Origin of the sequence: Romboutsia sp. 1001216sp1, from assembly GCF_039841805.1 — a bacterium.
In the GTDB taxonomy this organism is placed as follows: Bacteria; Bacillota; Clostridia; order Peptostreptococcales; family Peptostreptococcaceae; genus Romboutsia_C; species Romboutsia_C hominis.
The window spans coordinates 64,690-80,290 of record NZ_JBDPHA010000007.1; the positions used below are offsets into that span (position 1 = coordinate 64,690).

Below are 15,601 nucleotides of genomic sequence, written 5' to 3' on the forward strand. Positions count from 1 at the left end.
ATGCGTAGCGAATATGTAGCAAGTGAAACGTAGTGAGCTTGACGGAATATGAGTGAAGCGGTTATGTTAGCCTTAGCACCTTAGCCAGAGTCTAACCTATTATAAACATATCTCAAAATTAATAGGAGAGTGTCTGCTCTCCTATTTTTATGCAATATTTTGTTCTTCATCTTTAACTTTTAACTTTGGAGGTAAGTGAGTTATAAAGGACTTATAACTATCTTTAGACTTAATTAAATTTAAACTATGGTACTGTTTAAGGTTTAATAGATCATCCAATGAATATCCATGTACATTAAATTCCTCTTCTAGAGCTTCATATGCTTTCTTATCTACTCCACTAATTAACATATACGATGCATTAGAATTTTTAAGTGCTGCTTGAGCGTCTTTAGTGAGTTGGTCCATATAATGTAATGTTAATACATATTTCAATCCAAATTTAGCACTTTGAACAAAAGTCTTAGTTAATATCTTTTGACTTGTAGGTGATTGGAATATTTCATCTATTAAAACTGTACAACGTCTTGGTAAGTCATGCATAGTACCTCTCTCTTTAGTAGCTATCCAAATCTTTTGGATAAAGAAAGTCGTAAGTATATCTATAGAAATATCATCATCAAAATCCGTATCTCTCATTCTTATCAAAACTACCTTACCTTCTTCCATAGCTTCAATAAAATTTATATTGTCTTTAGGATCCTTTGATAGCATACTATCTAGTACTAGGTTTTCTCTTAATAAATCAATTCTATCTATTATACCTTCTATCTTATTATCTTTAGTGCCACATACTTTTGATATAGGGCTATCTTTTGTTACTTTACTATATTCATCTAACTCATTTAATGCCAGTATACTATCCTCTAAATCCACTTTTAATTCTTCTGTTAGGTTATTAATGTAATCATGTCTATAAATGTGATTTTGTAATATTCTCAATATGTCTTTAAAACTTGTATTAGTATTGCAAAATGCTATCCTTGCAGCTGCACCTAAATATTTTCGCATCTTAGGAGCTAACTGTTTATCATCACCATTCATAATATTTACTAATTGTAATATGAAATTTGCCTGCCTTCTAGCTATTTTAAGTATTACATCTTTATTCATACCTTCTTTTATTTTTAACTCATTATATGCAAGTGATTGGACATGTTTTGGATTAGATAAGTCAATTTCTATAAGCCTATTTTTAGGTGTAATACTTTTTATATCTTCTGAAAGTTCTGTATTCTTAATAAAATCTATTACTATAAGACCTTCTTCTGCATCAATTATATTTTTACACATATTTATACTAAAAGTAGACTTACCACTTCGAGAACCTCCCATTATTGCTAAAGGTAATGATTGTAGATTTTCTTCATTGCTTAAGTATGCACAATCTTTATTATCTTTATATTTAACTACACCTAAATTAACAACACCATCTTTTAATTCTTCTGGTACTGGATTTTCTTTTGTTTCTATATGTTCTATAACTTTATAAGTATCTATTATTTCTCGACCTGGTAATGCAATGCAATTTCCTAACTCTTCTTCTGTAGTATTTAATACTTTCACATTATTTAACTGTGTTGTATATTCATTTAGATTTTGCTTTATTTCATTACCAACTAGTTCATTATCATCTGTTATAGACTTAAAAGTGTTACATGTAGATATAGCTAGTTGTTTTTCTCGCTCTTTTTCCTTAGATTTGCTTAAAATAACCACTTGAGTTTTACATATATCACTTTTAGCTTTTCTAATAGTGCTAGGAGAAGGCTCTTTATTTGTATATATAAACAATTGTTGAGTTGTTTTATTATTACTTAGAATCGCTCCTATAAAGTCATCTAAAAATTGAATTAGAAATTTTAGTGTTATTATGCCTAAATCTACTATATTTTTACTCTTTTTTAGATTTTCTCCTTTTCTATATCTTTGGATAGCTTCCTTATATGTTATTTTGAAATAATTACTTTCTTTTTCTGCTGTTGGGATAAAATTATATAATATCCCTACACTTTCATTTTCTTCTAAAATTTCTAGAACTGACATATTTGCATTAAGAAGATCATTGCTTCTCTTATCTACATTTAGGCTTAACGCATCATTCATTTTATATCTTAGTTGATACTTAGTACATTCATTTAGATTGATAGGTAATTTATCTACTTCTCTTATCTCTATGTTCTTCCAAGTCTCCGTAAACTTAGATTTGAACTTCATTAGATGAATACTAGGTATTATGAAAAAGAATTGTACTTCTTTTTTAGTGACATGTATATAATAAGAAGCTTTTAGTTGTGTTTCTATGATAAGTTTCTTATTTTCAACTCTAATTAATTTACTAGTTTTCATATACATCTTATTAATAAGATTAGCAATACTATGAGTTGAATTGTTCTTATTACTTTTAGTGGGTATTAATTGAACTACTGTATATTCCGCTCTCTTCACTTCTATTAATTTGCTAAGCTTTATGCTTTCTACGTTTCTTTTAAACATATAAACCTCCTATATACCTAAAAGTACAGAGCCTAAAATTCTAATTATTACATATATTACAGGCGATATAGATGCTACTGTTTTTCCTTTATTGCATCCAAACAAATATAATATAAGTCCTATCATACCTGTTATAACACATATATACTGACTAGATAATACTATGTCTCTTCCCACTTCTAGTAACCATTCTTCAATATAATTCCAAGGATTTACAGCTTCAAATAACTTTTTAAACATACACTATCCCTCCTTTAAAATTTAATTCCATTAAACATTTCGAATAATTGAGGATAAAATTGTATGAACAAAAATCCTATCCAGTACTGTATTCCTTCTGTCATAGCCTGCTTCATATTTCCACCGTTCAAAAGTGTTACTATCATAGTCTTAGTACCCATGCCTATACATCCCCATTTAGCAAAACTTGATAGCATATCTATTATTTGATTTCCTACTCTATCTAAGCTAGATGCAAACTCATTCCCGTATACATTTATATCTATATGTAGCATTAAAACTACCATAAATACTAACTTTACATGCATAACTTTATTTTCCTTGATATGATCTAACATCTTTTCTACTAACGTAATATCTTCTTTTCTAAACGCTCTGAACTTATATGTTTTTACTCTATATTTTCCTAGTAACATGGTATAATCCCCCTTAAATTTGTAAATAATATTCTTATAATTAATTTATCTGGAGGTAATTTATATGGGTAATTTTCTTTGGTTTACAGCATTTGGAACAATAGGAACTATTGTAGAAATGTTAATTAAATAAATCTCTTTTTAAATTCTAAAACAATTTCTAATATAAACTTCTTAAGAACTTCTAATGTGTTTATCTTCTTTAGTATAATTGCAGATATGAATAGCACAGGCATGGTTATTAGAGTGGATTTTTAGATTTAATTTGAAGGGTTTAAATAATATTTATAGAAATTTATTATAGAATTATATAATTTTTATAGTTCACTGAGGTTTGAGCTCTAAGGACTGCCATCCTGGGGCTCTTTTAATTTATTTTTCTTTATTCATTAGTTCAAACAAATGCATCTTTATAAATCCACTTGGTCCTATGCCTTTAGATTTATTTTTTATCCATTCATATAGTTCAACTTCATCTGGATTTAAACTTTTAAAAGATACATTTATCCTTAAATCTTCTCTAAGTTCACTTTTCTGTCTTGTATTTGCCAATTTATATGCTCCTTTCTTTATCAGTATACTCCATTCTATGTTGATGGGAGCATAAACTTGCCTGTCCAATGAAAATTTTTAATTAATATTAAAACATAAAAAATAAGATAATCCTAAATTAATAGAATTATCTTATTTATATTTTATTTAATTTTGGTAGCTTGTAATATATCTCTTAATTCTAAGTACTCTCCATCTTCTACAGTTACATATGTAGTACCTTCGAATAAGCTATTTGCTAATAATTTATTACGATCTTTTGCATCACTATTTTTAGATATACTCCAGTATGCAGATTTTCCTGCTTTAGCTTGAACTTTATATTCCCCTGCTTTTATATCTTTGCCAACTATATACATGCCATCTTTAACACTAGTTTGATTAGATTGTAATGAATTAAATCTTGCTATCTTAGCAGTAGCTCTTTGAATTTCTAAGTATTGACCTTTTTCAACTGTTACATATGTATTTGGACTAGCGAATCCATTATCTATTATATCTGCATTTGAAGATGTTCCATTCTTAACTTCGTAATAACCTAAATCATTCTTATTAGAAGTTATTAAGTATTCTCCCGGATCTAAATCTCTACCTATTAGATATGTTCCTGGTTTGAAAGTAGCGTGTATTGGTTTAGATGTTGCCCCTCTTGATGCTTCATGAGCTTCTTCTCTTATTTGATGAGTAACATTTCCAATAGCAGTTATATTTCTTGCACCTTTTAATATAGATTTATCACTACCATAATGTACTAGCACGACTGGTTTATTTAACTTATTAGCCACAGGTGCAGCTATCATAGCATCTTTTAAATCATATGCTTTTGTTATATGAAATAAATCTGCATTTGGATAAAACTTTTGTATTATAAATTTATTAGTGTCAAATCTGTCAACTCCACCTATCCTCTCACTTTGTGTTTTTTTAACTATATTATCAGACATTGTAGAACTACCACCAACCACATAGCTTTGTATATTTTCAGTAAATGGTATATCCTTTCCATCAGTCTGAATTATAGGTGCTTTTTCTCTTGCTGCTACAGAAGACACTGACATTGTATCAGGCTCTCCTCTCCAAGCATTAGCATAGAATACTTTATTAACATTTGTTATATTTGAAACTTCATTAGCTACTTTATAAGAAGTTTTAATTCTATCATCTCCAGATAATCTAACAATTTCTTGACCATAATATAAATCATCTATTGCATCTTGACTTATCGAATTCTCCCCACCTATAATATATACCTTTTTTACATTATCATCATTTACTTTACGTGACACTTCATAAGGTATACTATCTTTTTTTACTGCGAATATAGGTGCATTAACTGCTCCACTTAATCCTGCAGCACTTAATCCATCCGCAGTAGTATTATCTACATTAATTAGTATAACTGTATCATATTCACCAAAATACTCTGATAACATAGCAGATGTTTTATAGATATTGTCACCTTGTATTCTATCTACTCCCCATACTCCATTTGCATGTGATATACCTACAAATTGTGTAGATATAGCTAATCCTAAAATTAAAGCTTTAACTTTTGTGTTTTTTAATAAAGACATTCTATCCCCCCAGAATTATTTTTTCAATCAATAAAATTATATAATATATTTTGTTAAATTTTCTTAACTATATTTATTTTTCTACAAAAAATAAAAGGCAGCTATTCAACTAAGCTATCTTCTCTGATATTCATTCTTAAATTACATGCATTTGCTTTGATTAATTATGTTAAAATAATATGATTTTATTTAATATCATTTATAGTTATTTTTATATCAAATAGTTCATCAATTTTTTTAACTCCCATATTAAATTCTATAGGTCCAATATCAAATATTTTCGTGTTCTCTATATTTTCATCTAATACTACTCTATATTCATTTTGATGCTTAAATTCTAAATCTTTATAGAAAAATCTATCAGCACTTTTATTTTGATATGCCCTCAATCTCTCCATTGAATTTTTATGAACATACTTAACTTTGCCAAATAGACCATTTATATTTTCCCTATTCGCTGCATCTTTTATTTTGGATTCAAATTCTGAATGTGCTAGTATTACCATGTACTCTCCAAATTCACTTTTTAAAGCATCAATATCTTCTATTTTATATGGGAATTTTAAGTCAACTGAGTTTTCTCCATAACTATCAATTATAAGATCATCTATAGTAAAACCAGTCAAACAAAAAACTGGTTTATCTTTATCATCACTGAGTTCAAATTTTAAATTTGATGCATCTATAGGTATTGTTATATTTTCTTCTTCATTTATTAATTCTACTTTAGCCAATTCTAATGTGGCTTTTAATTCATCTATGTCACCTTGCCCTTTAATACCACTATTTAATTCCAAGTTTCTATAGTAGTCTATTTTATTCATAAATAGTTTTCCATCTAATATATCTTCTGCCCATTGCTTTTTTCTTGTAAACTTAATATAGAATAAAGCCATATCACCATAATATTCCTTTAATTTTTTCTTTACATCCATTATGCATGCCCCCTGATAAGATTTATTATTTAATAATATTATATTTCAAATAATCTCAAAAATCTACCATAACTGACATTACATACATTATTGTATTAACTCTATATAATCAGTACTAACATACCCTAGTCCTTTATTACCTTTAAAACCGTCTATAGACATCCAACTATTTAAGCAATAATTTAATTTTACTATATATCCTTTATTAAGTTTTCCTATAACTTTATGATTTGTACCTCTATCCCATCTAACTTTTAATACATTAGCTGTAACTCTAGCTCTTCTACCTTTATAACTACCATTATTAAAAATATGTTGTTGAGGTTGAGTAGTAGATGTTAAAGATCGATTTAATATCCCCTCTGCTATTTTTTTAGCTATCAAGTCCTTTTCATGAACTTCATCTGCCTTTTGATAATCTTCTTTATTATCGCAGAAGAAAGCTTCTACAAGTATTGCAGGACAATCTGTATCTCTTAATATGTATAAATCAGTTCTCTTTTTTATCCCTCTATCAGTAAATATATCATCTAACTTATCATTAACTCTTTGAGCATATGTCTTACCTCTATCTGAATAATACAACACTTCTGTTCCCTTAGCAGAACCATTAAAAGCATTTAAATGCAACTCTACTAATAAGTCATATCCCTTTTTATTAACTTTGCTAAGTTTATATGTCTTTTCTTCATATGCTTTACTAAATTGTCTTTCTGGACATACAATAACATCTACTGTATGCTTTTCTTGCTTAAGATAGTTAGCTATTAATGGTGCTAATTCTTTGCAGTATTTGTATTCTTGTACATATCCACCAGCACTTGTACAATTTCCATTTTTTAATATACTATGTCCTACTGTTATACATATTTTCATATTTATACACCAACCTTTTCTAATATTTTATCTACTTTTGATTCTGTTCTAGTTATACCATCTTCTACATTTTCAACTCTAATAGTTAAACTTGTTATACTTTCTGCATATGTTTTTGAAGTTTCTGTAAAAGTTTCGACTGACTTTCTAAATAATTCTCTATCTTCTTTTTGATTTTCCATGTTTACTTTACGTTCTTCGGCTCTCTCTTTCATAAAAGTTGTAAATAAGTATCCACCTATTAATCCAACTATTCCAAGTCCAGCAAACTCAGTTATCATTTGCTCCATACGATACCTCCTTTAAATTTCTGTATAAAAAAAGAACTATACAGTGTAGTCCTCATTTGTTATTTCTTTATATTGTTCTTCAGTTATTTTATTCACTTTGACTGCATTTTTAACCATTTCTTTAGTCCATAATTTATTATCGTAATAATATTTTATTTTTTTAAAATCTAGCATTATAACAATCCTCCCATCATTAAGCTATATTCTGCATTTGCAAGTCCTTGTTCTAAAATGGATATTTTATAAGCATCAGTTTGTTTATATGCTTCTTCTTGCTCTCTCTTTTCTATTTCTTTCAATTCTGTTATTTTAGCATTAGCCTGTTCTAAAGTTAATTCTTCTAATTCACATTTCTTAGAACTATCAAAAATTTCTTTATCAACAACTTCTAAAAATGTATGTACTACACCTTTAACTGTTACTTGAATTATATTTCTCGAAATCCCACAATCAAGTAATCCTTTACTAGATAAATCAAAAACATCAACTAATTCTTTATTAGTATATAATTTCATAATAATTATTCTCCTTCTAACTTAATATATATATTATTTTTATATTTTAATGCATCTATGTATGAACTAGCGCTTGTCATATATATCATATCAATATTTCTAAATCCTAAAGGTATCCACTCTAATTTAGTATAAGTTTGTGGTTCAACTTCATATATATTTACATTACCTTCTACCTCGAATGCTTTTTTCTTACCATTTCTAGATCCAATAGCAAATGCAGTATTTGTATTACTTATTCTAGTACCTTTTAAATACGAATATGTTTCAACATTATATTCTTCTATAAATCTACCATTATCATTATAGGTATATAACTTATTTGAATCTTCGTCATTTATAAAATTAATTGATTTTATAAATGTTATTCCATTTAGAGAAAAATTCTTAATTATAGTTAATGTTTCAATATCTATTTCAGATAATCCACTTTTCGATGAACCATATCCAATAAAATACCTAGATTTTACTCCATCAAACCCTACTCCGATGCAACAGAATTTCATAGAGGATATATCTGTTGTATTTATAATAGCAAAAGTATCAATATCTATTTCATATAGTGACGTCATAGAACTTGATACAGAAAATAACCTTGGCTTAACACCATCGAATCCCCCACCAATATTAACTAAATCAGCTTTCCCAAAGTTAATCAATCCGAGAGTATTAAAAGATGTTTTGCACATATGTTTACTTGAAGTACTCCTCAAAGATACAAAAAAATTAGTATCTTCTGTCTTTACAATATCACACTTTTCAATTGAATTAACCTTACCTATCAAACTTGACATTTTATCATTAGGTAGTACTTCTATACCTTTTTCAGTTAGTGTATTTTGGAAAGTTTGTGTAAGTGCATCTATCTTAGTTCCCATAGTTGCGAATGTGTCCGTATTTTCTAACGGTGAGCCAATAGCGTTCGCAACTATATTTTTCCCGTTATTGGCACTCTGCTTTAAACTTTCAAGTTTTTCTTCAACTGTTTTACCATCACTGGTGAATACAACTTTTGCATCTGTATGTGGATGATATACATTACCCTCGTGGTCCTGTATTTCAACTTTTTTTATAGACATATTAGCACCTCCTATCCTATTATTTTAAAAAATAATTTACCTTGAGTAGCCGAACCTAAACTTGTACCAATACTTACACCAGCACCATCTTGTCCTGCTGGGCCTTGTGGTCCTCTATCTCCTTTGTCTCCCTTAGGACCTTGTAAACCTGTATCCCCTTTAGTACCTTGCACACCTGCTGGACCCCTTTCTCCTGTTGCACCTTTTGCTCCGTCACTTCCTCTTTGTGATATTAATTCCCAATAAGTAGTATTCGTTACTGCTTGATTTGTATTAGAAGTTTTGCATCTATAAGTATTCCCACCACTTGTTACTATATCTACATAATTAGAATCACAAACATATGCAACAGAGGAACTCCAAGCACCTTTAAATCTCATTGATGTACCTGTATTCCCTTTTGATCCTTGAGAACCTGCATCACCTTTATCCCCTTTTGGACCTTGTGGACCTGCTGGACCTTGTGAACCAGTTGCTCCTTGAATACCTCTTTCTCCTGTTGCACCTTTTGGCCCTGTTAACTTACCAGCATTTAGTTTTTGTTGGAATGTTTCTCCGTCAGCGAATGTAACTGCATCTGCTGAAGTAACAACATCAACTTCCTCTATAACTGCTCCTGTTTCTTCATTCAACAGTTGTACTCTAACTTTTTTTAATCCCATAATATAACCCTCCTAAATTAAACTATTTTTATACCCATATTAGGACTTACTTTTATATCTCCACTTACATTAGAACCGCCTGTGCTTTGTTCATCCGTTACTATAAAATAGAATGTCTTATCTTTTCTAACTATATTTTTATCTTCTGTAACAACTATATCAACTTTTTTATTTTCTAACTCTAGTATTCTATTAGCTAAGTTTCCTGCTATATCTCCATCTAATATGCCTTTTATAGTATTAAACCAGGTATTAAAATCTAATTCCCACTGTGATGTAGCCTTATCCATCCAACCTTTTACATCTTGACCCACTTCATCTATATATGTTTCTAGCTTATTAAATAATGTTGTTGTATCAATAGTTTCTACCGTCTGTGTTACTATTCCACAAACAGTTGTATCTAGCCTTGTGTCAGTTATCTTGCTTTGTTGTATAGATACAATTCCATTTTCAACTAGTATATCAGAAACACTTATTTCATAAGCATTTACTCCACGTTCTAAGTTAGGTGCCACAGGTTTGGTAGAGAATACACCTTTTTTAATATAAGCCTTTATTTCTCTTTCTATAAAATCACATCTTAATACAACTCTATCAATCCTTTTTAATGCACTATCTGCATGTTCTACTTTTAGCGTTAAATTGTCTGTATTATAATACATATATCCATTTATCCAAGCTGGACCAGGTAGTAAAGTTACTGTCATATCTCCATTAGCTATTACTTGTAAATTAGTACTTGGATTAGGAAAAACACCATTGCCTATAAATGTGCTAAAGTACTCTGCAAAATCAGTGCTCTTATATTTTCTATCACCATTTAAAGAGGTAAAAAAACTAGATTTTTCTGCCATACTATCACCTCATTCTTTGCTTTATTTTATCTATTAAAGTTGGTATATTATTACCTATTTTTATTTCTATATTTAATCCCTCTGTGTCATAAGTTTCTTCTATACCTACAATTCTTTCATGTAATACTAGTCCCCATTTTTTATTTATAATGCTAACTTTATCCCCTAAATCAAAGTCTTCTCTATATTTAAGATTATTAGCATTGTCTAATGTACAATCAAAAGTTTCTATTCTAGTGCATTCACTAAGTTTTTCTTTTCCCCTAGCTTCTAAAAGTTTGTTATACTCCGATAAAGGTATACTAACTTCATTATCATCTTCTTGTTTAGTATCAGATATATCTCTAGCATCAACAAATAGCTCATATCTATTAAGTCCGCTATTAGAAGATCCTAAAGATAAAGTTTTTCTATTTTCATTTTCTCCAGCTCCTGCAACTAGTACCATATTTCTATAGTTATTATCACTATCTATGTATTTTTGATTAGATACATTTTCAAATTCTGTACTAAATATAGCCTTTGAATTTACTTGTTGATTAATAGTTCTATCTAATCCTTCATAAACATCAAATATATATTTTTTGTTAAGTAAATCTAAATCTATCTTGTACCCTAACTCACTAATAGTTGCTATCACTTCTAATTCTTCAAGTAATGGCTTATAGTGACTTGAATAGTCTACTTGTTTACCTAAATTATTATTAATTCCTTGAATTAAGTTATTAAATTTCCTATGTTCTTCTGATGGATTTATACAGTGCCTGTTTACATAGTTTCTTATAACTGTTTCTGCATTTCCTTTTTCTAATTCTTTGTATAAAGTTATTCTCCTATCTATCCATTGAGTTAAAGAATATCCACTAACTACTAATACTTCTATACCCTCTTCGTTTTCTTTTAACTCTCTATGATCTATATACATAGCTTCTTTTGTATTATCATTTTTAAGAAGTATATTTCCCTTTTTTAGAAGTTGGAATTGGTGAAAATTAGGTATTATTTGCATAGAAAAAGTACCAGGTTTATAGTAACTACGTTGCCACACTAAACAATCATAATTATCTATTATTCCTAGCACTGTAAAGTCTGATTCTAATACATATAGCTCCATATGCTAAACACCCAAGTAGTAGTTTGTGTAGTATATATATACTTCTAACTGTTCTATCATAGTTTCTGCATCATACCTTATAACATTGTCACCTACATCTAGCCATATAAAACTACTCCCTAAGTCTAAATCATTAAATATATTGCTAGTTATACCATTTAGATAACTCTCAACTCTTTTATTACCTTTATGTGTAGTTACTATTATCTCTTCACCTTCTTGCATTGTGCGATTAATCTTAATATATTCTTTATTGTAAACATTGTATATACTAGGATTTTTCAACTCTGACTTAGCTTTAAATACAACTTTTATAGGAGTTTCCGCATCTCCCATATTAGCTATATTAGTTACTATAGAATTATTTTTTATAGATAATTCTTTTCCTTCTTCTTCTATTTCTAAATCAAAAAAGAAGTTTCCTATATCATTCCCAAAATCTACTCTATTTTCATTTATATCCTCGAAGTAAGGTAATGGCATAGATAACTGAATTTGAAAACCTACAAGTTCATTCAAAGATTCATAGTCATCATCAAATATAGGAGCTTGTATAACTCTTAAATTACTTGCTCCTCTTAGTTTATTAGCATCTGTATATATTTTCATATATCCTTTTAATTTAGGATTAAATGCATTATATAATTTTCTTTTTAATATATCTCTTTGTTGTTCATTATCAACTTCTAGATAACAATTAAGAGTTAATACTCTACTTTTCAATATAGTCTTAGATATACTTACTCCATCTTGATAAGCACTTTTAGAGCTTACTACATCTGCTTCTAGTCCATCAAAACCTTTTGCGGAAAATAAAAAAAGAGGGCCATCACGATTTAATTCAATAGATATACCTCTTTCATTTTCATATACTATTTTATTAATCAAGTTAGCACCTCCTTAAAATCCTAATTGCATCGCCAAACGTCTCATTTGTATTTCATCTTGACGTTTTAAATCTTTTATACTTGTCGGTTTAGGACTATTGTACGTATTATTTATAATTATTTTCTTTTCTTCATTTCTAGTTTCTTTTTCTCTAGGCTTACTATCATCCTTAAGTTTCAATATTATTTCTTTCTTTATTGAACTTACAGTAGTTTCATTTGCTACTTGCCCACTATAAAAAGCTGTATTTAAATTTTCATCTGCTAATATGGCTCTTTTGTAAACCTCTTTATTAAGTATGCCTTTACCTAGTGAAGCAGGAGCTTCTTTTTGTACTTTAACCTCTGTTGTAGTCTTTGTTATATTTATTTTCCCTGTTATAGGCACTGAATAAGCATTTCTAATTCTATTCCAATCAGATATTGCATTATTGGCCATTAATCTAGTACTAGTCGTAACCCCCCTATACATATTGCTAGCACTTGTTTTTGCACTGCTAGACATCTTTTCAGCAGAAACTCTAACACCATTATACATATCAGTTCCAGACTGTTTTGCTACTTCTGCAAGCTTAGTAAATGACTGTTTTGCACCGTTATACATATTAGTAGCTTCTTGTTGAATACTTCTATTAGCTTTTTTAAAATCAGCATCTGTATCAGTTGCAATCTTAGAAGTATTAGTCTTAGCATCTTTTGACATTTTAGACATATTTTGTTCTACAGATTTAGCACCTTCTGCAGTATTCTTATTGGCACTAGAAGCAGCTTTTTTCGTATTTGTATCCGTATCAGTTGCTATTCCTTTAGTATTGGTATTGGCCTTATCTTTTGCATCCTTTGTGTTCTTATCTACATCAGTAGCTAGATCTTTTGTATTTTTTGAAGCTTTATCTTTTGCGCTTTTAGTATTAGCATCAACTTTAGAACTCATATCTTTAGTAGCTTTATCAGCTTCATTAGACATATTATTCATATGATTTGTACTTTCTGTTCTAAGTTGATTTATAAGTGTAGCTCCATCAATACCCATACTATTAAGATTATTTAATATAGCATTTTTCATTTGTTGTGTATTCATAGATCCATCTAAACTTATACCGTTAAATATACCACTCCATGTTGAACCCATGCTAGTTAATTGTGTAAAAGTTTCCTGGTCCATACCTTGTAATTCAGCTACTACGTTATCAGCCATTTCACTAGCGCCTTGTTGACCTATTGTTTTAAATTGATTAAATACATTTGTAGCAGTTTGTTTAAATGCTTCACCTTCAATTAGCATGTTTTCATTTATTAATTTTAAAGCTTTATCTATATCTTGTTGAAGTGTATCTGCGCTAAATTTACCGCTAGTAGCCATACTTTCTAAGTTAGCTGTAAACTTTTTAGTAGCTTGCTCATTATCCATCTTTGTAGTTATTCCTTCGAATAACACGGCCATACTATCAGATGTACCTCTTAAAATTGTAAGAGATTGTTCATCTAAATTTTGCATGTTCTCTGTAAATATTTTAGCTATTTGACTAGCATTATCTCTTGTAAGATTAGGTAATTCTTGCATAGCTAAATCAAAAGTATTAACTACTCCCTGTAAATCTTGTTCAGTTGAATTTTTAATTTTTTCTAATGCACTAGACGTTTCTGCTACTATATTACTCATAGCTTTTGCAGTATTATTTTCAACTTTGACCCATCCTTCTTTGACTATATCATCTACTTTGCTAAACTTACCTGTTAATATAGCTCCTATAGCTTCTGCTGCAGTAGTTATTATTATAATCATGTTTCCAAATGTCAACTGAACAACTCCTGCTATAAACTCACATATAGCGCCTAAAATAGTTCCAAATACACCAAATTTCTCTTGTAAGAAGTTTAGAGCATTTGCATTATCACCTATAACAGCTATCAACCCAACTGCAGCTGCAACCAATGCTCCTATTGCTATCGGTGTAGCAGTTATAGCTCCTGTCAATGCTAATGTGGCCGTTTTAGCCATGCCAAATCCAGTTACCATATTTGGTAACATTGTAAGGAGAGTTCCTCCTATCATTAACATCGGACCAATAGCAGCAACTAATCCACCAATAGATATAATAAGTGTTTGAGTTCCTTCATCTAAGTTATTAAACCATGTAAGAGCATTTGTTAACCACTCTACTACACCTTGAAATATAGGTATTAATCTTTCACCGATAACAATACAAGCACCTTCAAAAGCAGATTTTAAATTATCTATAGCTCCTTTTAGGTTATCTTGCATAGTAGTTGCCATATCTTTGGCCTTACCTTCTGAGTTTGCTATAGCCTCTGTAAGTTTATCAAAATCACCTTCACTTGCATTTACAATAGCTGCCCAACCTGACATCGCTTCTTTGCCAAATATAGTTGCTAATGCTTGTGCTTGTGTCGCTTGATCTAATCCTCCTAGTGTACTTCTAAGATTCTCCATAGTGCCCATAAGGTCTACTGAGCCATCAGAATTTTTAACAAGTTCTACCCCATACTTGTTCATAGCAACTTGCATTTCTTTAGTGGGTTTTACTAAGTTAGCGAGTCCAGCTCTTAATGCTGTTCCTGCTTGTCCACCCTTTATTCCAGCATTCCCCATAAGCCCTATAGCTACAGATAAATCATCCATTTCTATACCTAAGGTTCCTGCAACTGGTCCAACATACTTTAACGTTTCTCCCATAAGCTCAACACTAGTATTTGAGTTTGCGCAAGTAGCTGCCATTATATCAACAAACATACCTGTATCTTTTGCAGTAAGTCCTAATCCTGTAAGTCCATCGGTTACGATGTCGGATGTTAAAGCTAGATCTGTTCCTCCTGCAGCTGCTAAATCAAGTATGCCTGGAAGACCGTTCATCATATCCTCTGTTTTCCAACCCATTTGTTATGTATAGGCTCTTTATCCTATACTCTTAAAGTTTCCCCTAAGTATCGGACTATCTCTTCACCCTCGACTTTACGTTAGGGTGTTCGGCGCTCGTGGGTGTATTATTGTTTACAATAACTCAACACCTAGTCTCTAGACCTTCTATCTACTTTTATTTGCTTTCGATAGCTTGGTAATGGATTATCATATTTGCAATAAAAAAG

The 15,601-nt window shown here is 29.9% G+C and carries 16 protein-coding genes; all 16 read right to left on the reverse strand.

Features of this window, described 5'->3' with window-relative positions; genetic code table 11:
* Positions 1-147 precede the first annotated feature (147 nt).
* The gene (locus tag ABHC41_RS08465; protein ID WP_271892965.1) at positions 148-2,496 is read right to left on the reverse strand and encodes a hypothetical protein; all 2,349 of its coding nucleotides are present in this window, start codon (positions 2,494-2,496) and stop codon (positions 148-150) included.
* A 9-nt stretch (positions 2,497-2,505) separates the two neighbouring features.
* Positions 2,506-2,736 (reverse strand): hypothetical protein, encoded by a 231-nt coding sequence (locus tag ABHC41_RS08470; protein WP_271892967.1) that lies wholly within the window; start codon positions 2,734-2,736, stop codon positions 2,506-2,508.
* A gap of 14 nt (positions 2,737-2,750) precedes the next feature.
* A complete protein-coding gene (locus ABHC41_RS08475; RefSeq protein ID WP_271892969.1) occupies positions 2,751-3,152 on the reverse strand; it encodes a hypothetical protein in 402 nt (133 codons plus the stop codon).
* Between the two features lie 372 nt (positions 3,153-3,524).
* Entirely contained in the window at positions 3,525-3,704 is a 180-nt protein-coding gene (locus ABHC41_RS08480) for a hypothetical protein (protein WP_271892971.1), read from the reverse strand.
* A gap of 143 nt (positions 3,705-3,847) precedes the next feature.
* Positions 3,848-5,278 (reverse strand): cell wall-binding repeat-containing protein, encoded by a 1,431-nt coding sequence (locus ABHC41_RS08485; protein WP_271892973.1) that lies wholly within the window; start codon positions 5,276-5,278, stop codon positions 3,848-3,850.
* 185 nt (positions 5,279-5,463) lie between these two features.
* Positions 5,464-6,213 (reverse strand): hypothetical protein, encoded by a 750-nt coding sequence (locus ABHC41_RS08490; RefSeq protein ID WP_271892975.1) that lies wholly within the window; start codon positions 6,211-6,213, stop codon positions 5,464-5,466.
* Between the two features lie 87 nt (positions 6,214-6,300).
* Positions 6,301-7,089, reverse strand: a complete 789-nt coding sequence (locus ABHC41_RS08495; protein ID WP_271892976.1) for an N-acetylmuramoyl-L-alanine amidase — start codon at positions 7,087-7,089, stop codon at positions 6,301-6,303.
* A gap of 2 nt (positions 7,090-7,091) precedes the next feature.
* Entirely contained in the window at positions 7,092-7,379 is a 288-nt protein-coding gene (locus ABHC41_RS08500) for a hypothetical protein (protein ID WP_271892977.1), read from the reverse strand.
* Positions 7,380-7,415: 36 nt separating this feature from the next.
* Complete coding sequence (locus ABHC41_RS08505) at positions 7,416-7,553, reverse strand: XkdX family protein (protein ID WP_271892978.1); 138 nt, start codon at positions 7,551-7,553, stop codon at positions 7,416-7,418.
* Complete coding sequence (locus ABHC41_RS08510) at positions 7,553-7,894, reverse strand: hypothetical protein (protein WP_271892979.1); 342 nt, start codon at positions 7,892-7,894, stop codon at positions 7,553-7,555. The genes ABHC41_RS08505 and ABHC41_RS08510 overlap by 1 nt, the downstream gene beginning before the upstream one ends.
* Positions 7,895-7,899: 5 nt before the next feature.
* Entirely contained in the window at positions 7,900-8,973 is a 1,074-nt protein-coding gene (locus ABHC41_RS08515) for a hypothetical protein (RefSeq protein WP_271892981.1), read from the reverse strand.
* An 11-nt stretch (positions 8,974-8,984) separates the two neighbouring features.
* Positions 8,985-9,635, reverse strand: a complete 651-nt coding sequence (locus ABHC41_RS08520) for a hypothetical protein (protein WP_271892983.1) — start codon at positions 9,633-9,635, stop codon at positions 8,985-8,987.
* Positions 9,636-9,652: 17 nt separating this feature from the next.
* Entirely contained in the window at positions 9,653-10,492 is an 840-nt protein-coding gene (locus tag ABHC41_RS08525; RefSeq protein WP_271892985.1) for a hypothetical protein, read from the reverse strand.
* 4 nt (positions 10,493-10,496) lie between these two features.
* Positions 10,497-11,606: a siphovirus ReqiPepy6 Gp37-like family protein gene (locus tag ABHC41_RS08530; RefSeq protein WP_271892987.1), complete on the reverse strand. Its 1,110-nt coding sequence runs from the start codon at positions 11,604-11,606 to the stop codon at positions 10,497-10,499.
* 3 nt (positions 11,607-11,609) lie between these two features.
* The gene (locus ABHC41_RS08535) at positions 11,610-12,494 is read right to left on the reverse strand and encodes a phage tail domain-containing protein (protein ID WP_271892989.1); all 885 of its coding nucleotides are present in this window, start codon (positions 12,492-12,494) and stop codon (positions 11,610-11,612) included.
* Positions 12,495-12,506: 12 nt separating this feature from the next.
* On the reverse strand, positions 12,507-15,392 hold the full coding sequence (locus ABHC41_RS08540; protein ID WP_271892991.1) for a phage tail tape measure protein: 2,886 nt from the start codon (positions 15,390-15,392) through the stop codon (positions 12,507-12,509).
* Between the last annotated feature and the right edge of the window lie 209 nt (positions 15,393-15,601).

What these genes read in the sequence shown, in the direction of transcription:
- ABHC41_RS08515 (WP_271892981.1), bottom strand. Translation starts at nt 8,973, where the DNA reads ATGTCTATAAAAAAAGTTGAAATACAGGACCACGAGGGTAATGTATAT.
- ABHC41_RS08525 (WP_271892985.1), bottom strand. Translation starts at nt 10,492, where the DNA reads ATGGCAGAAAAATCTAGTTTTTTTACCTCTTTAAATGGTGATAGAAAA.
- ABHC41_RS08540 (WP_271892991.1), bottom strand. Translation starts at nt 15,392, where the DNA reads ATGGGTTGGAAAACAGAGGATATGATGAACGGTCTTCCAGGCATACTT.
- ABHC41_RS08490 (WP_271892975.1), bottom strand. Translation starts at nt 6,213, where the DNA reads ATGGATGTAAAGAAAAAATTAAAGGAATATTATGGTGATATGGCTTTA.
- ABHC41_RS08510 (WP_271892979.1), bottom strand. Translation starts at nt 7,894, where the DNA reads ATGAAATTATATACTAATAAAGAATTAGTTGATGTTTTTGATTTATCT.
- ABHC41_RS08465 (WP_271892965.1), bottom strand. Translation starts at nt 2,496, where the DNA reads ATGTTTAAAAGAAACGTAGAAAGCATAAAGCTTAGCAAATTAATAGAA.
- ABHC41_RS08505 (WP_271892978.1), bottom strand. Translation starts at nt 7,553, where the DNA reads ATGCTAGATTTTAAAAAAATAAAATATTATTACGATAATAAATTATGG.
- ABHC41_RS08485 (WP_271892973.1), bottom strand. Translation starts at nt 5,278, where the DNA reads ATGTCTTTATTAAAAAACACAAAAGTTAAAGCTTTAATTTTAGGATTA.
- ABHC41_RS08475 (WP_271892969.1), bottom strand. Translation starts at nt 3,152, where the DNA reads ATGTTACTAGGAAAATATAGAGTAAAAACATATAAGTTCAGAGCGTTT.
- ABHC41_RS08470 (WP_271892967.1), bottom strand. Translation starts at nt 2,736, where the DNA reads ATGTTTAAAAAGTTATTTGAAGCTGTAAATCCTTGGAATTATATTGAA.
- ABHC41_RS08495 (WP_271892976.1), bottom strand. Translation starts at nt 7,089, where the DNA reads ATGAAAATATGTATAACAGTAGGACATAGTATATTAAAAAATGGAAAT.
- ABHC41_RS08500 (WP_271892977.1), bottom strand. Translation starts at nt 7,379, where the DNA reads ATGGAGCAAATGATAACTGAGTTTGCTGGACTTGGAATAGTTGGATTA.
- ABHC41_RS08520 (WP_271892983.1), bottom strand. Translation starts at nt 9,635, where the DNA reads ATGGGATTAAAAAAAGTTAGAGTACAACTGTTGAATGAAGAAACAGGA.
- ABHC41_RS08530 (WP_271892987.1), bottom strand. Translation starts at nt 11,606, where the DNA reads ATGGAGCTATATGTATTAGAATCAGACTTTACAGTGCTAGGAATAATA.